At 75.1% G+C, this 22,773-nt stretch carries 21 protein-coding genes and 1 pseudogene; 13 read left to right on the top strand and 9 right to left on the bottom strand.

Features of this window, described 5'->3' with window-relative positions:
* Positions 1 to 46: 46 nt before the first annotated feature.
* Positions 47 to 1,789 (bottom strand): SpoIIE family protein phosphatase, encoded by a 1,743-nt coding sequence (locus tag ACF1A5_RS04735; RefSeq protein ID WP_392191371.1) that lies wholly within the window; start codon positions 1,787 to 1,789, stop codon positions 47 to 49.
* Positions 1,790 to 2,173: 384 nt separating this feature from the next.
* Here ACF1A5_RS04735 and ACF1A5_RS04740 point away from each other — a divergent pair, with 384 nt between their 5' ends.
* Entirely contained in the window at positions 2,174 to 2,650 is a 477-nt protein-coding gene (locus ACF1A5_RS04740; protein ID WP_392191372.1) for an ATP-binding protein, read from the top strand.
* Positions 2,651 to 2,663: 13 nt separating this feature from the next.
* On the opposite strand, the gene ACF1A5_RS04745 is transcribed toward ACF1A5_RS04740, so the two are convergent.
* Positions 2,664 to 4,049, bottom strand: coding sequence for a hypothetical protein (locus ACF1A5_RS04745; protein ID WP_392191373.1), 1,386 nt, complete (start codon positions 4,047 to 4,049; stop codon positions 2,664 to 2,666).
* Positions 4,050 to 4,161: 112 nt separating this feature from the next.
* Between ACF1A5_RS04745 and ACF1A5_RS04750 the strand changes: the two genes are divergently transcribed.
* Both ACF1A5_RS04750 and ACF1A5_RS04755 read left to right on the top strand, forming a co-directional pair.
* Positions 4,162 to 5,541, top strand: a complete 1,380-nt coding sequence (locus ACF1A5_RS04750; RefSeq protein ID WP_392191374.1) for a molybdopterin-dependent oxidoreductase — start codon at positions 4,162 to 4,164, stop codon at positions 5,539 to 5,541.
* Positions 5,541 to 5,999: a hypothetical protein gene (locus tag ACF1A5_RS04755; protein ID WP_392191375.1), complete on the top strand. Its 459-nt coding sequence runs from the start codon at positions 5,541 to 5,543 to the stop codon at positions 5,997 to 5,999. Before ACF1A5_RS04750 ends, ACF1A5_RS04755 begins: the two co-directional genes overlap by 1 nt.
* A 650-nt stretch (positions 6,000 to 6,649) precedes the next feature.
* On the opposite strand, the pseudogene ACF1A5_RS04760 reads toward ACF1A5_RS04755, so the two are convergent.
* The 3 genes and pseudogenes from ACF1A5_RS04760 to ACF1A5_RS04770 all read right to left on the bottom strand — a co-directional run.
* A pseudogene (locus ACF1A5_RS04760) lies at positions 6,650 to 7,048 on the bottom strand (class I SAM-dependent methyltransferase); the annotation flags it as partial.
* Positions 7,045 to 7,662, bottom strand: coding sequence for a DUF2064 domain-containing protein (locus ACF1A5_RS04765; protein WP_392191376.1), 618 nt, complete (start codon positions 7,660 to 7,662; stop codon positions 7,045 to 7,047). The gene ACF1A5_RS04765 and the pseudogene ACF1A5_RS04760, both read right to left, overlap by 4 nt.
* Positions 7,659 to 8,372 (bottom strand): glycosyltransferase family 2 protein, encoded by a 714-nt coding sequence (locus ACF1A5_RS04770; protein ID WP_392191377.1) that lies wholly within the window; start codon positions 8,370 to 8,372, stop codon positions 7,659 to 7,661. Before ACF1A5_RS04770 ends, ACF1A5_RS04765 begins: the two co-directional genes overlap by 4 nt.
* A 114-nt stretch (positions 8,373 to 8,486) precedes the next feature.
* Between ACF1A5_RS04770 and ACF1A5_RS04775 the strand changes: the two genes are divergently transcribed.
* Together ACF1A5_RS04775 and ACF1A5_RS04780 are read left to right on the top strand one after the other, a co-directional pair.
* Complete coding sequence (locus ACF1A5_RS04775) at positions 8,487 to 9,383, top strand: response regulator transcription factor (protein ID WP_392191378.1); 897 nt, start codon at positions 8,487 to 8,489, stop codon at positions 9,381 to 9,383.
* Positions 9,365 to 10,477, top strand: coding sequence for a sensor histidine kinase (locus tag ACF1A5_RS04780; protein WP_392191379.1), 1,113 nt, complete (start codon positions 9,365 to 9,367; stop codon positions 10,475 to 10,477). The genes ACF1A5_RS04775 and ACF1A5_RS04780 overlap by 19 nt, the downstream gene beginning before the upstream one ends.
* A 33-nt stretch (positions 10,478 to 10,510) precedes the next feature.
* Here ACF1A5_RS04780 and ACF1A5_RS04785 read toward each other — a convergent pair whose 3' ends face one another.
* The 4 genes from ACF1A5_RS04785 to ACF1A5_RS04800 all read right to left on the bottom strand — a co-directional run bounded on the left by ACF1A5_RS04785 (position 10,511) and on the right by ACF1A5_RS04800 (position 13,488).
* Positions 10,511 to 11,548, bottom strand: a complete 1,038-nt coding sequence (locus tag ACF1A5_RS04785; RefSeq protein WP_392191380.1) for an NAD-dependent epimerase/dehydratase family protein — start codon at positions 11,546 to 11,548, stop codon at positions 10,511 to 10,513.
* Between the two features lie 159 nt (positions 11,549 to 11,707).
* Positions 11,708 to 12,220, bottom strand: coding sequence for an HPP family protein (locus ACF1A5_RS04790; protein ID WP_392191381.1), 513 nt, complete (start codon positions 12,218 to 12,220; stop codon positions 11,708 to 11,710).
* A 65-nt stretch (positions 12,221 to 12,285) separates the two neighbouring features.
* Positions 12,286 to 12,882: a cysteine hydrolase family protein gene (locus ACF1A5_RS04795; RefSeq protein ID WP_392191382.1), complete on the bottom strand. Its 597-nt coding sequence runs from the start codon at positions 12,880 to 12,882 to the stop codon at positions 12,286 to 12,288.
* A gap of 168 nt (positions 12,883 to 13,050) precedes the next feature.
* Positions 13,051 to 13,488: an Hsp20/alpha crystallin family protein gene (locus ACF1A5_RS04800; protein ID WP_392191383.1), complete on the bottom strand. Its 438-nt coding sequence runs from the start codon at positions 13,486 to 13,488 to the stop codon at positions 13,051 to 13,053.
* 242 nt (positions 13,489 to 13,730) lie between these two features.
* Here ACF1A5_RS04800 and acsA point away from each other — a divergent pair, with 242 nt between their 5' ends.
* The 8 genes from acsA to ACF1A5_RS04840 all read left to right on the top strand — a co-directional run bounded on the left by acsA (position 13,731) and on the right by ACF1A5_RS04840 (position 22,664).
* Positions 13,731 to 15,533, top strand: a complete 1,803-nt coding sequence (acsA, locus tag ACF1A5_RS04805) for an acetate--CoA ligase (RefSeq protein WP_392191384.1) — start codon at positions 13,731 to 13,733, stop codon at positions 15,531 to 15,533.
* Positions 15,530 to 16,555: a pyruvate dehydrogenase (acetyl-transferring) E1 component subunit alpha gene (pdhA, locus tag ACF1A5_RS04810; protein WP_392191385.1), complete on the top strand. Its 1,026-nt coding sequence runs from the start codon at positions 15,530 to 15,532 to the stop codon at positions 16,553 to 16,555. The genes acsA and pdhA overlap by 4 nt, the downstream gene beginning before the upstream one ends.
* On the top strand, positions 16,552 to 17,697 hold the full coding sequence (locus ACF1A5_RS04815; RefSeq protein WP_392191386.1) for an alpha-ketoacid dehydrogenase subunit beta: 1,146 nt from the start codon (positions 16,552 to 16,554) through the stop codon (positions 17,695 to 17,697). Before pdhA ends, ACF1A5_RS04815 begins: the two co-directional genes overlap by 4 nt.
* Position 17,698: 1 nt before the next feature.
* Positions 17,699 to 19,753 (top strand): 2-oxo acid dehydrogenase subunit E2, encoded by a 2,055-nt coding sequence (locus ACF1A5_RS04820; RefSeq protein ID WP_392191387.1) that lies wholly within the window; start codon positions 17,699 to 17,701, stop codon positions 19,751 to 19,753.
* Positions 19,754 to 19,758: 5 nt separating this feature from the next.
* On the top strand, positions 19,759 to 20,013 hold the full coding sequence (locus tag ACF1A5_RS04825) for an acyl carrier protein (protein WP_392191388.1): 255 nt from the start codon (positions 19,759 to 19,761) through the stop codon (positions 20,011 to 20,013).
* Between the two features lie 209 nt (positions 20,014 to 20,222).
* Positions 20,223 to 21,902: a GAF domain-containing protein gene (locus tag ACF1A5_RS04830; RefSeq protein ID WP_392191680.1), complete on the top strand. Its 1,680-nt coding sequence runs from the start codon at positions 20,223 to 20,225 to the stop codon at positions 21,900 to 21,902.
* Between the two features lie 229 nt (positions 21,903 to 22,131).
* Positions 22,132 to 22,422: a hypothetical protein gene (locus tag ACF1A5_RS04835; protein WP_392191681.1), complete on the top strand. Its 291-nt coding sequence runs from the start codon at positions 22,132 to 22,134 to the stop codon at positions 22,420 to 22,422.
* Positions 22,423 to 22,457: 35 nt separating this feature from the next.
* Positions 22,458 to 22,664, top strand: coding sequence for a hypothetical protein (locus ACF1A5_RS04840; RefSeq protein ID WP_392191389.1), 207 nt, complete (start codon positions 22,458 to 22,460; stop codon positions 22,662 to 22,664).
* Positions 22,665 to 22,773: the final 109 nt, after the last annotated feature.

Genomic DNA, 22,773 nt, shown 5'->3' on the forward strand with positions numbered 1-22,773 from the left:
TGGGGCCCGCGGGAAACGGAGGCGGCCCCGCCGGGGAGGGGAGCGGTCACTCCTGAGCGGGGGTCCGCAGCGCGAGTATCGCGACGTCGTCGTCGTTGTCCTCCGGGCGCACCCGCACGAGCAACTGGTCGGTGAAGGACTCCAGCGGATGGTGGCTGAGGGAGGCGGCGTGCCGGCGCAGCTGGTCGAGTCCGTCGTCGATGAGCCGGCGCGGCGCCTCGACCAGACCGTCCGTGTAGAGCACCAGGGTGGAGCCGGGCGGCAGGACCGTCGACGCGTCCACGCGGGCCCGGCTCACCCGGGTGCCGAGGAGCAGTCCGTGACCCTGGGTGAGAAAGCGGCTCCGGCCGTCCTGAGTGATCAGCAGGGGCGGCGGGTGCCCGGCGTTCGTCCAGGACAGTTCCCACTGCCCGCCGGTGAGCGGGCTTATCCGCGCGAAGATCATGGTGGCCATGGTGACCTCGCTGAGGTGCTGGGTCGCGTGGTCCAGCCACTCCACGATCATGCTCGGCAGCCGCTGCTCCGACCAGGCGTAGGCGCGCAGCATGTTACGCAGCTGGGCCATGCCGGCCGCCGCGTCCAGATCGTGTCCGACGACATCGCCGATGGCGAGGGCCGTGGCGCCGTCGCTCAGGGCGAACGCGTCGTACCAGTCCCCGCCGACCTGCGAGGCGTCCGGTGCCGGCAGGTACCGGGCGGCCATCTCCAGATGTTCCACGGGCGGCAGCTGGGGCAGCAGGTGGCGCTGCATCGTCTCGGCGACCTTGCGCTGACGCTGGTAGAGGCGGGCGTTCTCCAGGGCGAGACCGGCCCGGCGCGTGATGTCCTCCAGCAGCGGCAGATCCGCGACGGTGAACGGCTCGCGCCGCCGCGACCGGCCCAGCGTCAGCGCGCCGAGGACCTCGCGCAGGCTGCTGATCGGCGCCATCACCGCCGAGTGCATACCGGTGGTGTCGAACAGCCGGCGCTGTTCGACCGCGATGCCGGAGTCCGCTTCGCCCTGGTAGGTTTCCGGGCCCACCACGGTGGACGCCGCCCCGCGCAGCGCCCGCGACAGCGGCATCGACGACTGCTCCGGCAGCGGCGGCATCGGCCCCTGGAGGTCCTCCCGGGTCACCAGGCCGCTCTCGTCCGCCTGGACCACCAGGGAACGCCACACCTCGTCGCTCTCGGTGAGCAGGTCGATGATCGCCCAGTCCGCCAGCCGGGGCACCACCAGCCGCACCAGCCGGTGCAGGGCCTCGTCCACGTCCAGGGTCGAGGTGAGCTGCGTGGTGGTCTCCGCGAGCAGGGCCAGCCGCTCCAGCTCCGAGAGCGTCTCCGTGGCCGGCCCGGTCTCCGGGACCGCCCCGAACACGTCCTCCTCCAGCACCGGATGGAAGATCACCAGCGTGCCCGCACGCCCGTCCCCGAACTGGTACGGAGTGATCAGCCAGGAGATCGTCAGCAGGGAACCGTTGCCCCGCTCGAACCAGTCCTGCCTGGCCTGCGCGGTGCGGCCGGTCAGAAACGCCGGGCGCATCGCGCACTGGGACCGCGGCAGCTGCTCCCCGAACCGGCTGCGGTGCAGCAGGTCGTGCGCGTCCTGGCCGAGGAACTCGGCGGGCGGGCGCCCCAGCAGCTCCTGGGCCCGGGCGTTCACGGCGACGATGCATCCCTGCTCGTCGACCACGTAAGCCCCGGCGCCGATCGCGTTCAGCGACCCCGAGAGACCGGCAGGCCCGGCCGCGGTCCCGGTCGAGGCCGGATGGGGCTGGTCGACCGCCCCGGTGGCCTTCGCACCCGTCACTTCGCGCCTCCTCGTCCTGGATGGAGGCTCCCTGGCCGCCGTCGATGTCGGAACCCTGCGTTCCGCACGTCTGTGCGACACTACTGGGCCTCCTAGGAGTGTCCCGCGAACGGGGATTCCATTCTCCTCCGACTTCCCGGCAGATCCCCGCCGACTTTCCCGGCGGGCGCCTTCTGGCTTCCCCCGGGGAGTCTCGTCCGGCTTTTCCGCGGTCATTTTCCGGGCGACGTCCGGACGGGGACGACCGGCCTTCGCCTGTGTAGGCGGCCTCGGGGACCCGCGCCGGCCGATCGGCCGGATGGCCGATCGGCCGACGCGAGTGCGTACCCGCCGTTGCTGCGGGTACCTGCGAAGTCTGTGTTCGCGGCAGTGAAGGCGGTGCGTATGGAACCCTTTTCGTCGGACGGCTGCACGCCGCCGGACCTCGAGGGCCTGCGGACTTCGGCCGCCCTCGGGGGCGGTGGGGCATGCATCGCCGAAGCACGTCATCTCGCGGCGGAGTTCCTGAGCGACGCACGCGTGGGTCACGGTCTGCGGGTCTCGACGCGGGCCGAGGAGGTCACCCAGCTTGTGGTCAGCGAGCTGGTCACCAATGCCCGCAAGTACGCGGCCGGTCCCGTCATGCTGGAGTTGCGGATCGCGGGGGACGACGTCGAGGTGGCGGTCGCGGACAGTGACCCGCGGCTGCCGGTGGCCTGTGCCGCGGATCCGGAGCGGATCGGCCGGCACGGGCTGGAGATCGTGCGCGCCGTCAGCGAGGGATTCGCCGTGCGGCGCGGGAGCACCGGCAAGCGCATCTCGGCCAGGGTCGCCCTCCGCGAGGACCCGCACGCCCACCCGGCCGGACGGCGCTCCGCATGAGCGCCGCGCCCGGTCACCAGCCCGTCAGCAGCAGATGATTGACGAGCAGGGCGACCAGGGCCTGTACGGTCAGCCAGACACGGGGGCGGGGCAGCAGCGCGCAGGCCGGAAGCAGCCACATCGCGAACGGCAGCCAGATGCGCTCCGTCTCCGCCTTGCTCATGCCGGACAGGTCCGCGACCAGCAGGGCGAGCAGCGCGCAGAGGACGAGCAGGGCCAGGCGCGCCTCGGCCGCCCCGCCCCCGCCGTCCGCTGCCTCCGGCGCCGGACGGGCCAGCACCCCGGCCTGCCGGCGGAACAGCGCGGTACCGGCCCGGCCCAGTCCGGCCACGGTGGCGAGGCCGACGACGAAGACGGTGCACGCGAGATTGGCCCACACCCAGTAGCCGTAGGGCCGCGTCCCGCCCACCCCCTGGTAGTAGCGCGTGACCAGCAGCCGGTACGCCTCCCACCAGTCGAACCCGGCGACGGTGAACAGCGCGGGCACCACGGCGAGGCCGGCGAGCAGGAACGGAAGGACGTCCGTGCGGGTGCCGGGACGGCGGCCGCCGAGCAGCAGCGCACCGGCCGCGATCAGCGCGAACAGGGTGAGGCCGTAGGAGAGGTAGCAGGTCAGGCCGAACAGCAGCCCCGCGCCGAAGGCGGCGGCCCGTCGGCCGGGCGCCGGCCCGGCCGTCACCGCCAGGGCGAGCAGCGCCACGGACCACGCGGCCACGGCGGCGAAGTAGCCGTCCGCGGAGGCGCCCACCCACACCGCGGCCGGCGCGAGCGCCAGGAACGGCGCCGCCCGGCGCGCCAGTCCGCCCCCGGCCAGCGCCCGCACCGCCACCAGCACGGCCACGCTCGCCGTTGCCCCCACGGTGATGCACCAGGCACCCGCCCAGCCGCCGCCGCGCAGGCCGATCCGGTCGAGCAGCACGAAGGTGAGCGTCGCCCCCGGCGGATGGCCGGCGATGTGGGCGGGCCAGGGGGACGGCGACCCGGCCACGATGTGGTGGGTGAAGTCCCGCAGAGTGGCCGGGATGTCCTGGAAGCGGCCGACGACCCGCAGGTACTCGTTGGGAGTGGTCAGCCGGGCGGCCACGCCCCGGTGCCATCCGTCGACCAGGGCGAGCGACCAGGTCCAGGCCATGGCGGTGACCCAGGTGGCGGCGAGCAGTGCCCGCCACGGCAGCCGTGCCGCGAGCGCGGGCCCGTACGCCACCACGGCGACCGCCACCAGCCCGGCGGCCGGTGTGCCCGGCCCGACGTGGGGGTCCCAGTCGGCGAACAGCGGAGGCCAGTGGAGGAACAGCGTGTGGCGGGTGGACTGGATGTGGCGGCCGACCAGGACGGCCGCCACCACCAGCAGGGTCGCGGCCACGGCGGCGCACAGGTCGCGCAGGAGAGGGCGGGTCACACCGGCACGCTAGGGCGCCGAACGGGCCCGGTGACGGCGCACGGGCCGGACGTCAGCGTTTCGTCATGGCTCGCGGACCTTTTCCTGGGTGTTCCCGGCCTACCGTCGGGTCATGAGCGATCCACGGCTCCCCTCCTCGCCCGGCTTCTGGCGCAGTCCGCTGCGCGGCCCCTGGTTCACCTCGGTGCTCGGCCTCGTCCTGCTCGCCGGCATCACCGTGCTGTTCGTGACCGGCCTGGTCTCCTACGCCGCCTACAACCCGGACCTGTCGCCGGTGAACGACCAGACCCCCGGCAAGGGGATCCTCGGTTTCTACCTGTTCGCCTGGCCGACCCACCCGTACTGGCTGTACCGGGTGAGCCAGGGCGTCCACGTCACCCTCGGCATCACGCTGATCCCCGTCCTCCTGGCCAAGCTGTGGTCGGTGGTGCCCCGGCTGTTCGCCCTGCCGCCCGCCCGGTCGCTCGCCCACGCACTGGAGCGGCTCTCGCTCCTGCTCCTCGTCGGCGGGGGCTTGTTCGAGTTCACCACCGGGGTGCTCAACGTCCAGCTCGACTACGTCTTCCCCGGCTCGTTCTACCCGCTGCACTTCTACGGCGCCTGGGTCTTCTTCGCCGCCTTCGTCGCCCACGCGGTTCTGAAGCTGCCCGTGGCCCTGCGGAACGTACGCCGTGCGCGGGAGGCGGGCCACGAGGGGGACGCGGGTCAGGAGCGGGGAGCGGGTCGGGCGCGCGAGGCGGGCCGTGCGCGGGGCACGGGCCAGGCGCGCGGGGACGGGGCGAAGGTGCCGGGGGACGGTCCGGTGGCGACGGCGGCGGGGGACGGTCCGGTGGCGCCGGAAGAGGGTCTGGTGGCGCCGCGGCCCGACGCGCCCACCGTCTCGCGGCGCGGGGCGCTCTGGCTGGTCGGCGGCGGCTCGCTGCTGCTGTTCGGCACGACCGTGGGCCGCAGCTTCGACGGGCCGCTGCGGCGGACCGCCCTGCTTGCGCCGCACGGCTGGGCCGAGCCGGGCAGCGGTCCGGGCGGCTTCCAGATCAACAAGACCGCCGCGTACGCGGGGATCCGCGACGCGGACACGAACGCTCAGGCGTGGCGGTTGACCGTGGCCGGCCGCGCCGGCACCGTCCGGCTCTCCCGGGCCGACCTGGAGCGGCTCCCGCTGCACAGCTCGGCGCTGCCCATCGCCTGCGTGGAGGGATGGTCCACCTCGGACCAGTGGTGGCGCGGCGTGCGGCTGCGCGACCTGGCCGCCCTCGTCGGACACGACGATCCGCCCGACGTGCTCGTGGAGTCGCTCCAGCGGCACGGCGCCTTCCGCCACGCCGCCCTGCGCGCCAACCAGGTCGCCGACCCGCGATCCCTGCTCGCCCTGTACGTCAACGGCGAGGACCTGACCCCCGACCACGGCTACCCCGCCCGCGTCATCGTGCCCGCGGCACCCGGTGTGCTCAACACCAAGTGGGTGGCCCGGATGACCTTCGGAGACCTGTGATGCCACGCCGTCCTGTGGTGGGCAGCCCCCTGCAATTGCTGCTCCTGGCCTGCTCGTTCGCGCTCGCCGCGTACGCGGGGGTACGGCTCCTCGCCGACGACTGGTTCGCGGTGGCGGTGTGGTTCGTGGGCGCCGCGCTGCTGCACGACCTGGTGCTGCTGCCGCTGTACACGGCGGCCGACCGCGCCGTCGTCCGGGCGGCGGGCGCGGCGGGGCGCCGGGAGCGGGTCCTGTACGTCCGGGTCCCGGCGGCTCTGTCCGGGTTGCTGCTCCTGATGTGGTTCCCGCTGATCAGCGGTCAGGTGGCCGGGCGTTACCAGTCGGCCGCCGGGCTGCCGGTGGAGGGCTTCCTCGCTCGCTGGCTGCTGATCACGGCAGTGCTCTTCGGCGGCTCGGCGCTGCTGCTCGTCCTGCGGTTGCGCAGGGCGACGAAGCACCGCCCGCCGGCCGTCCACTGATCGACGGGCCGCCAGCCGGCCCGGTCCGCGTGGCGGAGCAGGGCCGCGGCGCCGAGCCGCGCCCAGGGGAACGGGGCGCCCGTGACGTCGCGGGCGCCGGTGACGCCCACGACCTGCACGTGGACGCGTTCGTCGACGTCCATCGGCGAGGTCTCGGCGATCAGCAGTCCGCCCGCGCGCACCAGGCGGGCCAGACGGCGCAGCAGGGCGCCCGGATCACCGCCGATGCCGACGTTGCCGTCCATGAGCAGTGCGGTGCCCCAGCACCCCGTCCCGGGAACCGCCTCGAAGACCGACCGGCGCAACACGCACCCGTGCCCGGCCTCCGTCCCCGGAGGGTACGGCGGGGACGCATCGTCTCCCGTGGCGTACGGCGGGGACGCGCCGTCAGCCTCCGCGTCCGGGGCGGGCGGCGCGGACCGGCCCCCGGCCTCAGCCGGTCGGCCGTGCGGCGCCGACCCGCCCCCGGTATCCGCCCCCGGGCCGTGCGGCGCGGACTCGTCCCCTGTTCCTGGCCCCGGGGCGTACAACGCGTACCCCTCCCCGGTGGCTCCCCTCGGCTCGCCCGTTGCCGATCGGCTGCCGCCCCCTGCCCTCCGCGAGAGGGCTGCCGTTGCGTCCCGGCGTTCCATGCCCGGCCCGCGCGGCGGACGGCCCACCCGCCGTCGCGTGTGGGCGACCGCCGCCTCGCTGACGTCGATGCCCAGCACGTGGCCTCCCGCGGCCGCGAGGGCCGCTACCAGGCGGCCCGGTCCGCAGCCCACGTCGAGCACGGCGCCCTCGCAGCGGGCCAGGACCGCCAGGTCCGCCGGATCCGGGTCGGCGCACCACCGCTCCACCTCCAGCGGCAGCAGCCAACCGTCGGTCCGGCGCAGAAAGAGCGGGCCGTGGCCGGTGCGCAGGGCGGCGGAGTAGGGCTCGTCCGCGGCCCACGCGGGCGCCGCCGGCCGCGCCCGCCGCCCGGGCGCGGCCGACGGCGCGAGCTCGTGTGCGTCCGACGGCGCGAGCTCGTGTGCGTCCGACGGCGCGAGCTCGTGTGCGGTGCTCATCGGCCACCGACCGCCGTGAGCCGGGCGAGCCGCGCGGCGAACCGGCCGTGGGGGGCGCGGGCGGCGACCGCCCGTGCGTCGGCGGCCGTGTCGACGTCGCGCAGGCGTGGCAGGTCGCGCAGGCGCAGCCCCGCGCCGACGAGCCGATCCCGCTGCACGGCGCCCGTGCTCGCCGTCGACATGGGCACGCCACGCAGCAGCCGAGGGTCGGGGACGGCCATCCCCAGCGCCCAGAAACCCCCGTCCTCGGCCGGTCCCAGGCAGGCGTCGCAGTCGGCGAAGTCCACGGTCAGCAGCGCCGGTGTCACCTGCGGCGTGTCCATCCCGATGAGCAGCGCAGGACCGGCGCAGCCCGCGAAGGCCGCCGCCAGTCGTTCGTCCAGGCCGCCCCCACACTGGGGCACGACGTCGAATCCGGGCGGAAGCCAGGGGCCGGGCGTGCCGTCGAGCACCAGGACCCGCCGGGAGGCGGGCGCGGCGGCGACGGCGTGCAGTGTGTCGGCGAGGGCCGCCTCGGCGAGTTCCGCCGCCTCCCGCGGGGTGAACGGAGGCGTCAGCCGGGTCTTCACCCTCCCCGGCCGGGGTTCCTTGGCGATGACGAGGAGGGTGGTCACCGGGGCACCCCCGCGGCGCCGGACGGGGCCGGTTCGGCCAGTACGCGGCTCATGTCCCGCACCGTCTGCCAGGTCCCGCGCCAGGTGCCGGTGACCTTGGAGGCGCCGGTGCGCGGCAGGTACGGCACGTCGTGCTCGGCGACCCGCCAACCCGCGTCGGCGGCGCGGACCACCATCTGCAACGGGTAGCCGCTGCGGCGGTCGGTCAGACCGAGGGCGAGCAGCGCCTCGCGGCGGGCGGCGCGCAGTGGGCCGAGGTCGTGCAGGCGCAGTCCCGTGCGGCGGCGCAGCATCCGCGTCAGGGCGAGGTTCCCGGCGCGGGCATGCGCGGGCCACGCGCCCCGGCCCTGAGGGCGGCGCCGGCCGAGCACCAGGTCGGCCTTCCCGGCACGCACCTCGTGGACGAAGGGGACCAGCAGCGCCGGGTCGAGGGAGGCGTCGCAGTCGCAGAAGCACACGACGTCCGCGGTGGCCGCGGTCAGTCCGGCGTGGCAGGCGGCGCCGAACCCGCGGCACGGCTCGGGCACGACGGTCGCGCCGAGGGCGCGCGCCAACTCGGCCGAGCCGTCGGTGGATCCGTTGTCCACGACGAGGGCGCGCCAGCCGCGGGGGATGCGGGCGAGGACCCAGGGAAGGGCCCTGGCCTCGTCCAGGCAGGGGAGCACCACGTCGACGTCCGGGGACGGGGGAGAGGTCGTCACGGTGTTCACCCTACGAATACGAACCGGACATATCGGGCCCCCGCTCCTTACGAAACGCGGACGTCGCAGGGCGGAGAGCCCCTTCGGCGGCACGGGTGCTGCGCGCGGTGCGAGGCTGGACGCATGCAGCAGCCCTACGAGCCCCCGGGGGCCGACGCCCTGAGGACCGACCCCGCTCCGGCCGACGCCGTGAGGGACGGCCCCACGCCGGCCGAGGCCGCGCAGGCCGCTCCCGTGCACGCCGCCCCCGTGACGCCCGGGACCGCGGCCGGGGCCGCCCGGGTCCTGGTCGTGGAGGACGATCCCACCGTCGCCGAGGTCGTCTCCGGCTACCTGGACCGCGCCGGCCACGTCGTGGACCGCGCCGGCGACGGGCCGACCGCGCTCGCCCGGGCCGCCGCGCGGCGGCCCGACCTGGTGGTGCTCGACCTGATGCTGCCGGGCATGGACGGCCTGGAGGTGTGCCGCCGGATGCGCGCCCGCGGACCGGTCGCCGTCATCATGCTCACCGCCCGCGGCGACGAGGACGACCGCATCCTCGGCCTGGAGGTCGGCGCCGACGACTACGTCACCAAGCCCTTCAGCCCACGCGAACTCGTCCTGCGCGTGGAGTCGGTGCTGCGCCGTACACGCCCCCCGACCGCGGCCCACCCGACGGGGACGGCCCACCCGACGGGTACGGCGGGCCCGCTGGCCGCGGCCGGAGTCACCGTGGACCCGGCCGCCCGCCGCGCCACCAAGAACGGCACCGAACTCGCCCTCACCCTGCGCGAGTTCGACCTGCTCGCCTTCTTCCTCCGGCACCCGGGGCGCGCGTTCAGCCGCGAGGACCTGATGCGGGAGGTCTGGGGCTGGGACTTCGGTGACCTGTCGACCGTCACCGTGCACGTGCGACGGCTGCGCGGCAAGGTCGAGGACGACCCCGCCCGGCCCCGCCTGATCCAGACCGTCTGGGGCGTCGGGTACCGCTTCGACCCCGCCCGCTCCGAGGGGAGCCGGCCGTGCGCGACGCCCTCCTGATCGCCCTGTACGCCTTTCTCGGCGCCGCCGCGACCGGCCTCGCCGGGGCGGGCGTGCTGCGGCTGATCCGGCGCCGCTCGCTCATCGCGTCCCTGGCCGTGGTGGCCGCCGTGGCCGTGCTCGCGATGCTCGCCGGAACCCTGGCCGTGGCGGAGGCGATGTTCCTGTCCGCGCACGACCTGTCGGTCGTCACCACGGTCGTGGCGATGGCGGCCGTGGTGTCCCTGGCCACCGCGCTGCTGCTGGGCCGCTGGGTCGTCGCCCGCAGCCGCGAACTCGCCCGCGCCGCACGCTCGTTCGGGGACGGCGGCGACTTCGCCGCCCCCGAGGGTCCGGCCACCGCCGAACTGGATTCGCTGAGCCGGGAACTGGCGGCCACCAGCGCCAGGCTCGCCGCCTCCCGGGAACGCGAGCGCGCCCTGGAGTCCTCCCGCCGCGAACTGGTCGCCTGGATCTCCCACGACCTGCGCACCCCGCTCGCCGGACTGCGCGCGATGTCCGAGGCACTGGAGGACGGCGTGGCCGCCGACCCGGCCCGGTACCTGAGGCAGATCCGCACCGAGGTCGAGCGGCTGAACGACATGGTCGGCGACCTGTTCGAGCTCTCCCGTATCCACGCCGGTGCCCTCGCCCTCACCCGCTCCCGGATCTCCCTCTACGACCTCGTCGGCGACGCCCTCGCCGGCGCCGACCCCCTGGCCCGGGAGCTCGGCGTGCGCCTGGTCGGCGACCGCGTCGCGTCGGTACCGGTCGAGGTCGACGGCAAGGAGATGAGCCGGGTGCTAGGGAACCTGCTGGTCAACGCGATCCGCCGTACCCCCGCGGACGGCACGGTCGCCGTCACCGCCGAACGCGCGGCCGAAGGCGTCGTCCTCTCCGTCAGCGACGGCTGCGGCGGCATCCCCGAGGAGGACCTGCCCCGTGTCTTCGACACCGGCTGGCGCGGCACGCACGCCCGTACGCCCCCGGCGGGCGCGGGCCTGGGTCTCGCCATCGTGCGCGGCATCGTGGAGGCCCACCAGGGGCGTGCCGCCGTACGCAACATCCCCGGCGGCTGCCGCTTCGAGGTGACGTTGCCCGCGGCCGAGGGGTGACCGCCGGGGGAAGGGGCCCGGGGAGCCGCCGGGTCAGCGCCCGCTCGGCTTCCTCGCCGTCGCGGCCCACTCCTCCTCGCGCAGCCCCGCCCGGGCGAACTCGCGCATCCCGTCCGCGAAACCGACCCGTGGCCGCCAGCCCAGCTCGGCCCGCAGCCGTCCGGAGTCGGCGGTGATGTGGCGCACGTCCCCCAGCCGGTACCCGCCGGTGACGACGGGCTCCGGGCCGCCGTACGCGGCGGCCAGCGCCCGGGCCATCTCGCCCACGGTGTGCGGCTCGCCGCTGCCGGTGTTGTACGCCGTCAGCACGCCCCCGCGCGCGTCGGCCTCCAGGGCCGCCACATCGGCGGCGGCCACGTCCCGCACATGCACGAAGTCGCGCCGCTGCCGGCCGTCCTCGAAGACGCGCGGGGCCTCCCCGCGGGCGAGCGCGGAGCGGAAGAATGAGGCCACCCCGGCGTACGGGGTGTCGCGGGGCATCCGCGGCCCGTACACGTTGTGGTAGCGCAGGGACACCGCCGACCCTCCCGTCGAGCGGGCCCACGCGGCCGCCAGGTGCTCCTGGGTGAGCTTGGTGGCGGCGTACACGTTGCGTGGGTCGGCCGGGGCGTCCTCGCCGACCAGACCGGGGGTCAGCGGGCGGCCGCACTCGGGGCACCGCGGCTCGAACCGGCCCGCCTCCAGGTCCTGGACGGCCCGGGGACCGGGACGGACCACCGCGTGCGCCGGGCACTCGTAGCGTCCCTCCCCGTAGACGACCATCGAGCCGGCCAGGACGAGGTGCCGCACGCCTGCTTCCGCCATCGCCGAGAGCAGGACGGCGGTGCCGAGGTCGTTGCGGGAGACGTACTCCGCCGCGTCGGCGACCCCGTCGCCGAGACCGACCATCGCCGCCTGGTGGCACACCGCCTCCACGCCGCGCAGCGCGCGGGCCACCGCTTCGCGGTCCCGCACGTCCGCGCCGGCGTCCGCGCGCACGTCGAACACCACGGGCTCGTGCCCGCGCTCCGTCAGCGCCTCGACGACATGGGACCCGATGAACCCGGCACCGCCGGTGACCAGTACACGCATACGGCCACGCTAGGCCCGCGGCACCGCCGCGACGTCCGTACGCGCCCGGCCCGTCACACCTCCGTAAGACGACGCGACGACGGCGGGCGGCGACGCGACGACGACGGCGGGACGGCGGGGAGGCGGGACGGCGGGACGGCGAGGGAGCGGCCGGGCGTCTCAGGGGATCGTGATGCCGTGATCCGGCCGGCCCGGCCGCGGCGGGAGGCCGGGGAGGCGGACGGACCGGGGCGCCGCCGACTCCTCGCGGCGCGGCAGGCCCGCGACGGCGGCGGCGACGTCCCGGGCCGTGAGCAGGCCGACCAGGTGCCCGTGCGCGTCGGTGACCGGCAGGGCGTCGGTGCCGCCCTCCCACATCGCGGCCGCGGCCCGCCGCACCGGCTCCTCGCCGTGCACGGTCACGGTCCGGCGGCCGCGGGTCAGCTCGCCCACGGTCCGGCGGGACAGCGCCGACGCCGGAGCCGCACAGGCCACGGCCAGTTCGGCGCGGTCCAGCATCCCTGCGCAGCACCCGTCGGCGCGGACCACCGGGAGATGCCGCTGCCCGGACCGCTCCAGGACCTCCCAGGCCAGCAGCACCGACTCGGCCTCGCCCACCGAGTACGGTGCGGGCTGCATCAGCTCTCCCACGGACAGCCGGCCGACGAGGACTTGGTGCGGCGGTTCGCCCATGACTGCCTCCTGGGACGGGAGTTCGGGGACGACGGGGGAGCGCCGGCGGGGCCGTGACCGGATGGTCAGACGGGGATGTCGTCCGGGGCGAGGACGATGATCGAGAAGAGGTCCCCGAGCGCCGCCAGGCTCGCGTCGTGCACCGTCCGGGCCGGTATCACGGTTCCGTCGGGCCCGGTCAGGTCACGGGTGGCGGTCGCGTCCGCCACCACGGTGGACCGGTAGCCGAGCCGGAAGGCATTACGGGCCGTCGAGCTCACCGCCAGGTGGGTCATGAACCCGACCATGATCAGGTCGCGGCAGGAGCCCCGGCGGAGCAGGTCGTCCAGACCGGTTCCGGAGAAGGCGCTCGCCAGACTCTTGACGACGACTTCCTCGCCCTCGATGGGCGCGACCTCCTTGCTGATCCGCCCGGTCTCCGTCCGCACGTCGTACAGGCTCCCCGGGCCCCCGTCCTGGAGGATGTGCACGACGGGCACGGCCGTCTCCCGGGCCCAGCTGAGCAGGCGCGCCGCGTGGGAGAGTGCCGGTTCCGCCCCGGGCAGCTCCAGCGTCCCGGTGCGGTAGGTGTTCTGGCACTCGATCATGAGCAGTGTCGAGTCGCGCAGCGGAGCCGGGGCGTCACCGAGGCCCATCAGCTTTCGCAGCGTCGCGTGGTGCATGTCCGCCTCCCCGGGTGGGGTGGGGTGGGTGGCCGCGACCTCCCGGCCACGGCCGGTCAGCGGGCCGTGATCGCGGCGGTCACGGGGCCGGGGCGGGTGCACCGCCGCCGTGGTGCCCTGGCGCGGGCCCCGGAGGCGGTCCGCCCGTCCGGCGTCGGCCGGGCGCGCTCAGTCCTCGCCGCGCCCGATCGGAACCTTGTGCTCGACCGCCTCCGTCTCCTTCGGCAGGGGAAACGCGACGGTGAGGATGCCGTCCTTGTAGGCGGCGCGGATGTCGGCCTCCGAGGTTCCCTTCGGCAGCGCCAGCGAGCGCGCGAACGACCCGTAACGGAACTCCGAGCGCTGCTTGTCCTCGATCTTCTCACTGTGTTCCGCGCGAATGGTCAGGACGCCCTCCGACACGGAGACCTCGATGTCCTGCTCGGGATCCATCCCCGGCAGTTCGGCACGCACCAGGTGCTCGCCGCTCTGCTCGAACTCCTCGATACGGATGGCATGGGGTCCGGTTCCGACGCGCCCGGTCAGCCAGGTGGGGATCCACGATTCGTCGATCCAGTCGAAGATGTCCGGAAGGGGACGGTGACGACGAGTGGGCAAAGCAGGCATGGCCGAATCCTTCCGTTCTTGTCTTGCCTCCCGCTCCTTCCACGCTCGACGCGGGCTCGCGCCCGCCATAGGGCCGTACGTCCCTGAACCGACGCTGGTGGACCCCAAGGAAGCGACGCCGGCCGCGCTCGTGCCGGGCGCGGCCGGCGGAGCCGTCCGGCACGGGCCCGGGGACGTTCGGCCCAGTGCGGGCCGCGGGGCTCCGGCGGATGGTCGAAGAGAGCCGTACGAAGGGGGCCGCCATGCCCTTCGAGACGATCCGCAAGGACACCCCGCCCCGGGTGCCGCCCAACCTGGACGACTACGACAAGGAGTGCGCGACCTTCTCCTGGTCCGCCGCGCGCGACAGGCTCCAGGGACTGCCCGGCGGCCGGGGGCTGAACATCGCCCACGAGGCCGTGGACCGGCACGCCGCCTCCAGCCGCGCCACCGACGTCGCCCTGAGCTGCGTGGGCCGCGACGACTCCGTCACCACCGTCACGTACGCCGAACTGGCCCGCTCCACGGCCCGGTTCGCCAACGTGCTGCGCACGCTCGGCGTCGGCCGCGGCGACCGGGTCGTGACGCTGCTCGGCCGGTGCCCCGAGCTGTACACCGTGGTCCTCGGCACGCTGAAGAACACCAGCGTGCTCTGCCCGCTGTTCTCCGCCTTCGGTCCCGACCCCGTGGCGCAGCGGATGCGGCTCAGCGACGCCCGGGTGCTGGTCACCACGGCGGAGCTGTACCGCAGGAAGGTCGCCGGGCGGCGCGACGGGCTCCCCGGGCTGCGCCATGTGCTGATCGTCGGCGCCGGCGCGGACGACCTGCCGGACACGCTCCCCTACGACGCGCTCATGGCCGACGCGGACGAGGATTTCACCGTCCCGCCGACGTCCCCCGACGACATGGCCCTGCTGCACTTCACCAGCGGCACCACGGGCACCCCCAAGGGCGCCGTCCACGTCCACGAGGCGGCCGTCGCCCACTACGCGACCGCGCGGTACGCGCTCGACCTCCACGAGGGCGACGTGTTCTGGTGCACGGCCGACCCGGGCTGGGTCACCGGCATGTCGTACGGGATCGTCGCGCCCCTGATGCACGGCGTCACGGTCGTGGTGGACGAGGGCGACTACGACGCCCGGCGCTGGTACCGGATCCTCGCCGGCCGGCGGGTCGGCGTCTGGTACACCGCGCCCACCGCGCTGCGCATGCTGATGCGGACCACACCGCGCACCGGGCCCCACGACCTGCCCGCCTCCTACGACCTGAGCGCGCTGCGCTTCATCGCGTCGGTGGGCGAGCCGCTCAACCCGGAGGCCGTGCTGTGGGGGAGGGACGTCCTGGGCCTTCCCGTGCACGACAACTGGTGGCAGACCGAGACCGGCGCCATCATGATCGCCAACTTCGCGGCCTGCGACATCCGTCCCGGCTCCATGGGCCGCCCGTTGCCCGGGGTGGAGGCGGCGGTGCTGCGGCGCGGCGAGGACGGCCGCGCCGAGATCGACGGCGGACGCGTCACCGTGGTGACGGAACCCGGTGTGGAAGGCGAGCTGGCGCTGCGGCCCGGCTGGCCGTCCATGTTCCGCGGCTACCTGCACGACGAGCGGCGCACCGCGGCGGCGTTCGCGGGCGGCTGGTACCTCACCGGCGACCTCGTGCGCCGCGACGCGGACGGCTGGTACTGGTTCGTCGGCCGCGCCGACGACGTCATCAAGTCCGCCGGCCACCTCATCGGGCCGTTCGAGGTGGAGAGCGCCCTGATGGAGCATCCGGCGGTCGCCGAGGCCGGAGTGATCGGGCGCCCCGATCCCGTCGCCGGGAACATCGTCAAGGCCTTCGTCACCCTGCGGCCCGGCCACGAGGCGACCCCCGAGACCCGGCAGGAGCTGCTGGCCTTCGCCCGGCGCCGGCTCGGCCCGGCCGTCGCCCCCCGCGAGATCGCCTTCGACCAGCACCTGCCGCACACCCGCAGCGGCAAGGTGATGCGCCGCCTGCTGCGGGCGCGCGAACTCGGCCTGCCGGAAGGCGACACCTCCACCCTGGAGAGGACGGAGGGGTCCGCGTGAGTACCACCCGAGCCCAGCGCGGGCCCCGGTCCGCGTCCCGGCCGACCGAGCGGGCGGCCCACCGGCTGGCGCTGCTGGAGTCGATGCTCCGGGTCCGCCGGTTCGAGGAACGCTGCGTGGAGCTCTACAGCGCCGCCCGCATCCGGGGGTTCATGCACCTCTACATCGGCGAGGAGGCCGTCGCCGTCGGCGTCAACGAGGCGCTCACCGACGAGGACGCGGTCGTGTCGACGTACCGCGAGCACGGGCACGCGCTCGCCCGAGGGGTCCCCGCCGACGCGATCATGGCGGAGATGTTCGGGAAGGCGACCGGCTGCAGCCGGGGCCGCGGCGGCTCCATGCACCTGTTCGACGCCGGCCGCCGCTTCTACGGCGGCAACGCCATCGTCGCCGGGGGGCTGCCGCTGGCCGCCGGGCTCGCCCTCGCCGACCGCATGACCGGTCGCACCCGGGTCACCTGCTGCTTCTTCGGCGACGGCGCCTTCGCCGAGGGCGAGTTCCACGAGAGCGCCAACCTCGCCGCGCTGTGGCGGCTGCCAGTGCTCTTCGTCTGCGAGAACAACCTGTACGCGATGGGCACCGCGCTGGCCCGCCACCAGGCCCAGACCGACCTCGCGATGCGGGCCGCCGCCTACGGCATGGTCTCCTGGGCGGTCGACGGCATGGACGTCCTCGCCGTCGAGGAGGCGGCCCGGCGGGCGGCCGAGGGCATCCGCGCCGGCACCGGACCGCACTTCCTGGAGATGCGCACCTACCGCTTCCGCGCCCACTCGATGTACGACTCCGACCGCTACCGCGACAAGGCCGAGGTCGAGCGCTGGAAGGAACGAGACCCGGTGGACGCCCTCGTACGGCGGATGCGGGAGGACGAGGAGCTGACCGACAGGACGCTCGCGGACCTGGAGCACCGGGTGTCGGCCGGGATCCAGGACGCCGTCGAGGCCGCGGAACAGGCGCCCGAGGAGCCGGTCGAGGACCTGCTGAAGTACGTCACCAGCCCCGTGGAGGTGAGCCGTCCATGACCACGACCCGGACCCCGGGCACCGCCCCGGGCAAGCACGCGGGCACGGCCCCGGTCCCAACCTCCGGCACGGCATCGGGCGCCGGTCCCGAGCGTCCCCCCGCGCGTCCCACCGAGCGGAGGACCACCTACCGGGAGGCGATGCGCGAGGCCCTGCGCGAGGCCCTGCGCGCCGACGAGCGCGTGTTCCTGATGGGGGAGGACGTGGGCCGGTACGGCGGCTGCTTCGGCGTCAGCCTCGGCCTGCTGGAGGAGTTCGGGCCCGAGCGGATCCGTGACGCCCCGTTGTCGGAGTCCGCGTTCGTCGGCGCGGGCATCGGCGCGGCCCTGGCCGGGATGCGGCCCGTGGTCGAGATCATGACCGTCAACTTCAGCCTGCTGGCCCTGGACCAGATCCTGAACAACGCGGCGACCCTGCTGCACATGTCGGGCGGACAGCTGCCGGTGCCCGTCGTCATCCGGATGACCACGGGGGCCGGGCGGCAGCTCGCCGCCCAGCACTCCCACAGCCTGGAGGGCTGGTACGCGCACATCCCAGGGCTGCGGGTGCTGGCCCCCGCGACCATCGCCGACGCCCGCCACATGCTGGCCCCCGCGCTCGCCGACCCCGACCCGGTGATCATCTTCGAGCACGGCGTGCTCTACAACACCTCCGGCGACCTGCCGGCCGACGCCGGCCCGGTCGACCTGGACCACGCCGCCGTCCGGCGGCCCGGGACGGACGTCACCCTGATCACCTACGGCGGTTCGCTGCCCAAGGCGCTGGCCGCCGCCGACGAACTGGCGCGTGGCGGCGTCAGCGCGGAGGTCGTCGACCTGCGCACGCTGCGGCCCCTGGACGACGCCACCATCGGCGGCTCGGTCGCGCGCACCCACCGGGCCGTGATCGTCGACGAGGGCTGGCGCACCGGGAGCCTCGCCGCCGAGATCTCCGCGCGTCTGACCGAGCAGCACTTCTACGACCTCGACGCGCCCGTCGAGCGGGTGTGCAGCGCCGAGGTGCCCATGCCGTACGCGCACCGGATGGAGGAGGCGGCGCTGCCGCAGCCCGCCGGGATCGTCGCGGCAGCGCTCCGGACGATCGGCCCCGCGGCGGCCGGAGCCGACGGGGCGGGACGGCCGGTCACCGGGAGGGCGGACTGACATGGCCGAGTTCACCATGCCCTCGCTCGGCGCCGACATGGAGGAGGGGGTGCTGCAGGAGTGGTTCGTCGGTCCGGGGGACCAGGTGACCAAGGGCGACGTGGTGGCGGTCGTGGAGACCGACAAGGCGGCCATCGAGGTCGAGTGCTTCGCCTCGGGCACCGTGGGGCGGCTCCTCGTCGAGCCCGGCACCCGCGTCCCGGTGGGCACCCCGCTCGCCCTGATCGAGTCGGAGGCCCCGACGCCGGCCCCGTCCGAACGGGCTGCCGCCCGGCCCGAACCGGCCGCGGCGGAGGCCGAACCCGCCAAGGCGGCGCCCCACCGCAAGCGACCACGGCGGGCCGCCCCCGCGCCCGCCGCGGGCAAACAGCCCGAGCGGCCCGCCGCGGCCGAACCGGCCCGTGAGCCCGCTCCGGCGCGGCTCGGGGAGCCGGCCCCGGCCGTGGCCGCGTACGAGCCGGTCGCTGAACGTGCCACGGGAAAGAGGCCCGAGCGCGCCGCCCCCGCGCCCGCCCCGGGAAAGAGGCCCGAGCGGCGCGCCGCGGCACCCGCCGCAGGCAGGAAGTCGGCGCGGCCCCCCGCGGGCCCTGCCGCGGCCGGCCCCGTCCGGGAGCCCGCTCCGGCGCCGCTCGGAGAACCGGCCCCGGCCGCGGCCGCGTACGGGACGGCCGCGGAACCCGCAGCCGGGCCGACCGCCCGCCGGCCGGCCGCCGCGCGCCGCCCTGCCCCGCATCGGCCCGCCGCGCCACTGCCGACCGCCCAGAAGCCTTCCCGCGAGGCTCCAGGCCCCCGGGAGTCTGCCCCGCTGCCACCGGAGGCCGCGCCGCCTCCGTCGGAGGCGGAGCCCGCACCGCTCCCGCCGGAGCCCGCGCCGCTCCCGCCGGGGGTCACCCCTTCCGTGCCGGAGGCCGAGCCGCTCGAGGCGGAGGCGGTTCCGTCCCCGCCGGAGGCCACGCCGCTCCCGCCAGAGGCCGAGCCGCTCCCGCCGGAGGCCGTCCCGCCCCTCCGGGAACCGGAGCCGGAGGAGACCGTGGTGGGGCCCGGGCCCCTGGTACGGCATCTGGCCGAGGACCGCGGCGTCGATCTCACGTCCGTGCACGGGACCGGACGGGGCGGGCGGATCACGCGGGCCGACGTCGAGCACGCCGTTGCGGGGGACCGGACGCGGGTGCGGGCCACACCGTACGCCCGGCGGCTCGCGCGCGACCTCGGCGTGGATCTGGCGGGTCTGCACGGCACGGGCGACGCCGGGGCCGTACGCGCGGCGGACGTGCACGAGGCCGTGGCCGCCCGGCGCGGACCGGCGACGGGCCGGGCCGCGCGGGTGGCCACGGAGCCCCGGCCCGCGCGGGAGCCGGTCGCCGCACCCCCGGAGGGACGCGGGGACAAGCGCGCCGAGACGATGCGCCGGGCCATCGGCGACCTGATGAGCCGCTCCAAGCGGGAGATCCCGCACTACTACCTGTCCACCACCGTCGACATGGCCGCGGCGGAGGAGTGGCTGCGCCACCGCAACCGCGGCCGCCCCCCGTCCGAGCGGCTCGTCTCCGCGGCCCTGCTGCTGAAGGCGGCGGCCCTCGCGGCACACGACTGCCCCCGCCTGAACGGCTTCTGGCGGGACGGCGGCTTCGTCCCCGGCGCCGGAGTCCACCTGGGCGTCGCGGTGTCGCTCCGGGACGGGGGTCTGCTCGCGCCGGTGATCCACGACGCCGACACCCTGCCGCCCGCCGACCTCATGACCACCCTCAGGGACCTCGTCCAGCGGGCCCGGCTCGGGCGCCTGCGCGGCAGCGAGATGTCCGGCGCCACGCTCACCGTCACCAGCCTCGGCGACCAGGGCGTGGAGGCCGTGTTCGGCGTCATCCACCCGCCGCAGGTGGCCCTCGTCGGCTTCGGCACGGTCGTCGAACGCCCCTGGGCCACGGGCGGTCTGCTCGGCGTACGTCCCGTGGTGACCGCGACCCTGTCCGCCGACCACCGGGCCACCGACGGTGCCGCCGGCGCCCGCTACCTCACGGCGGTCGACCGACTGCTGCAGCGACCGGAGGAGTTGTGAACCGTATGAAGCCACTGGACAGCGCGGAAGCACTGACCCTGGTGCAGGAGTCGATCACCCGGATCGTCCCGGACGCCGACTTCACCCGGGTCGGACCGCACGACAAGCTGCGCGACGTGCTGGAACTCGACTCGCTGGACTTCCTCAGCCTGGTGGAGCTCCTGTCCCAGCGGACGGGACTGCCCATCGACGAGGACGACTACCCCGAACTCACCACCCTCGCCGACGCCGCGCGGTTCCTCGTCGACCGCACGCGCTAGCTGTGCCGTCCGGCCGCCGGCCGGGTCCGAGCCGGTTCCGGCCCGGGCCGGCGGGCGACAGGTTGCCGCAGTCGCCTTCCAGTGGTGTTGTCTAGTGATGAGGCCGTTCGAGAGTGCCGACGGCCTGTGACACGGCGACCACGAAGAAGGTGGCTGCGGTGAACGACCGACCGGGCACGGACGGCGAGGGCTCTGTGCCGCACCTGAGGATGGACGCGCTGCTCAGCGAGTTGCAGGAGCACGTGCGGCGGGTGCGTGGCAGCCGGGACCGGATGCAGACGCTGCTGGACGCGGTCGTGGCCGTGGGCGGGGACCTGGACCTGGAGGACCTGCTGCACCGCATCGTGCAGTCCGCGGTCGAACTGGTCGACGCCGAGTACGGGGCGCTGGGGGTGGTCGGGGAGGAAGGCCGGATCAAGCAGTTCGTCACCGTCGGCATGGACGAGCGGACCATCCGGCGGATCGGGCACTATCCGGAAGGCCTCGGCATCCTGGGCCTGCTGATCCGCGAGCCGCACTCGCTGCGCCTGGACGATCTCCGGGCCCACCCGGAGGCGGTGGGCTTCCCCGCCGGGCACCCGCCCATGCGCAGCTTCCTCGGCACTCCGGTGCAGGTACGGGACCAGATCTTCGGCAACCTCTACCTGACCGACAAGCGGGGCGGACAGCAGTTCGACGAGGACGACGAGACGGTCCTGCGCAGCCTCGCCGCCGCGGCCGGCGTGGCCATCGACAACGCCCGGCTGTACGACGAGAGCCGCCACCGCGAACGGCGGCTGGAGGCGGGCGCCGACCTCACCCGGGCCCTGCTTTCCGGAGAGCCCCCGACGGAGATCCTGCGCTCGCTGGCCGACACCGTGCGGGAGATGACCGACGCGGATCTGGTGACCCTGGCCCTGCCCGTGGACGACGGCGACAACCTGGTCGTGGAGGCGGCCGCCGGGATGGCCGGCGACCGGGTCCGCGGCCTGGCGCTGCCCGCCACCACCCTCGCCGGGAAGGTGTTCGCGACGGGGGAGTGCATCAGCAGCGAGTCGATCAGCAGCGATCCCCGTTCCTCGGGCGGCAGCGCCTCCGTCGTCCCCCTGGGGCCCGCGTTCTTCGTCCCGGTCGGCGGCCGGGAGCGGACCCGCGGTGTGCTCCAGGTGGCCAACGGCCCCGGTGCCGCGCCGTTCACCGACGCGGTGCTGGACATGGTGCGCGCCTTCGCCGACCAGACCGCCCTGGCGCTGGAGATCGCCGAGCACCGCCGGGACGCCGAACAGCTGACCCTGCTCGGCGACCGCGACCGTATCGCCCGCGACCTGCACGACCTGGTCATCCAGCGCCTGTTCGCCGACGGGCTGACCCTCCAGGCCGTGCTCGGCCGCGTCGGTGACCAGCCCCAGGCCGCGGACCGGATCCAGCGCGTCGTGGACGACCTCGACGACACCATCAAGGTCATCCGCACCACCATCTTCGGCCTCCAGCACCGCGACCGGCCCGGCCGGGGCACCGGGCTGCGCGCCCGGCTGCTCACCCTCACCGACGAGGCCACCACGATCCTGGGCTTCGGCCCGTCGCTGCGCATGACGGGCCTGCTGGACACCGACGTGCCCGCCGGGCACGCCGAGCACCTGCTGGCCGTACTGCGCGAGGCGCTCTCCAACGCCGCCCGCCACGCCCACGCCTCCGCGGTGGAGGTCACCGCGGAGGCGACGGACGGGACGCTCCGGCTGTCCGTGGCCGACAACGGGCGGGGCATCGACCCGGCCGTCACCCGCCGCAGCGGCCTGGCCAACCTGCGAAGCCGCGCGGAGGAGCTCGGCGGGGGGCTGGAGATCGGCCCGCGCGAGCCCTCCGGCACGGTCCTGCGCTGGACCGTGCCCCTGCCCGCCGGGACGTCGTGATCCGGGCCCTCGTCACCCGGGCCGTCATGATCCGGGCGGTCGTGCCCCGGGACTTCGTGATCCGGGGCGTCATGAGCCGGGACCAACGGACCCTGGGCCTCGGGCCCGCTGGGCCCAGGCCCGCGGGGCCGCGCAGAGAGACCATCGGAGCAGGACTCCGGAGCCGGGGACGAGGCGACCTCGACGCCTCCGCGCCCCGCTCGAGCGCCCGAAAGGACGGCTGATGGCGATGGCCTGGGCATCGTGGACCACTACGGGGGTTTTCGCGGGACGCGGAGGCGTCCGTACGGAGGAGGCCGGCATCGTGACCGGTGATCTGACCGTGCACACCACCTGGGACGGCAGGGAGGCCGATGTGACGGTCCAGTACAGCGGGACCTCCCAGTGGTTCACCCTCACCGGCAGCCCGGTCTCCTGCCCCACCGAACAGGAGAGCCGCACCTTGCACCAAGAGGTGGTGGAGGCCGTACGGGCGGGAGGCGGGACCACGGTCCTCAGCACCACTGAGACGTACCACTGAGCACCACCCCCTGGACGACCGGGAGGACGGGAACGGTGACTCCACCCGCGGGATTCGGAGACCGGGCCGGACGGGCGGCCCCGGGCGGCGCCCGCCTGCCGTCGCGCCGGCCGGCGCCCGGCGGATCCGCGCCGCCCGAGCGCGGGAAGCGCGGCCGGGACACGACGGCCGAGTGGCTGCGGGTGTCCAGGACCGAGTGGCGGCGCGTCGAGACGATCCGGGTGCGCAGACTCCTCGTGTGAGGCCGGACGCATCCGGAGCGCACCTGCTGAACGGCCCCGCAACCCGCTATGTGAACAAGCTGGTTGACGAGGTGTCAGGACACCGCGGTCCAGGCACGGTCGACGCCCC

The sequence above is a fragment of the Streptomyces sp. NPDC014864 genome (assembly GCF_043081525.1).
In the GTDB taxonomy this organism is placed as follows: Bacteria; Actinomycetota; Actinomycetes; order Streptomycetales; family Streptomycetaceae; genus Streptomyces.

Excerpts from the sequence above, each read along its gene's own strand:
- ACF1A5_RS04740 (WP_392191372.1), top strand. The coding sequence starts at position 2,174 with ATGGAACCCTTTTCGTCGGACGGCTGCACGCCGCCGGACCTCGAGGGC.
- ACF1A5_RS04750 (WP_392191374.1), top strand. The coding sequence starts at position 4,162 with ATGAGCGATCCACGGCTCCCCTCCTCGCCCGGCTTCTGGCGCAGTCCG.
- ACF1A5_RS04755 (WP_392191375.1), top strand. The coding sequence starts at position 5,541 with ATGCCACGCCGTCCTGTGGTGGGCAGCCCCCTGCAATTGCTGCTCCTG.
- ACF1A5_RS04775 (WP_392191378.1), top strand. The coding sequence starts at position 8,487 with ATGCAGCAGCCCTACGAGCCCCCGGGGGCCGACGCCCTGAGGACCGAC.
- ACF1A5_RS04785 (WP_392191380.1), bottom strand. The coding sequence starts at position 11,548 with ATGCGTGTACTGGTCACCGGCGGTGCCGGGTTCATCGGGTCCCATGTC.
- ACF1A5_RS04790 (WP_392191381.1), bottom strand. The coding sequence starts at position 12,220 with ATGGGCGAACCGCCGCACCAAGTCCTCGTCGGCCGGCTGTCCGTGGGA.
- ACF1A5_RS04795 (WP_392191382.1), bottom strand. The coding sequence starts at position 12,882 with ATGCACCACGCGACGCTGCGAAAGCTGATGGGCCTCGGTGACGCCCCG.
- ACF1A5_RS04800 (WP_392191383.1), bottom strand. The coding sequence starts at position 13,488 with ATGCCTGCTTTGCCCACTCGTCGTCACCGTCCCCTTCCGGACATCTTC.
- acsA (WP_392191384.1), top strand. The coding sequence starts at position 13,731 with ATGCCCTTCGAGACGATCCGCAAGGACACCCCGCCCCGGGTGCCGCCC.
- ACF1A5_RS04815 (WP_392191386.1), top strand. The coding sequence starts at position 16,552 with ATGACCACGACCCGGACCCCGGGCACCGCCCCGGGCAAGCACGCGGGC.
- ACF1A5_RS04820 (WP_392191387.1), top strand. The coding sequence starts at position 17,699 with ATGGCCGAGTTCACCATGCCCTCGCTCGGCGCCGACATGGAGGAGGGG.
- ACF1A5_RS04825 (WP_392191388.1), top strand. The coding sequence starts at position 19,759 with ATGAAGCCACTGGACAGCGCGGAAGCACTGACCCTGGTGCAGGAGTCG.
- ACF1A5_RS04830 (WP_392191680.1), top strand. The coding sequence starts at position 20,223 with ATGGACGCGCTGCTCAGCGAGTTGCAGGAGCACGTGCGGCGGGTGCGT.
- ACF1A5_RS04835 (WP_392191681.1), top strand. The coding sequence starts at position 22,132 with ATGGCCTGGGCATCGTGGACCACTACGGGGGTTTTCGCGGGACGCGGA.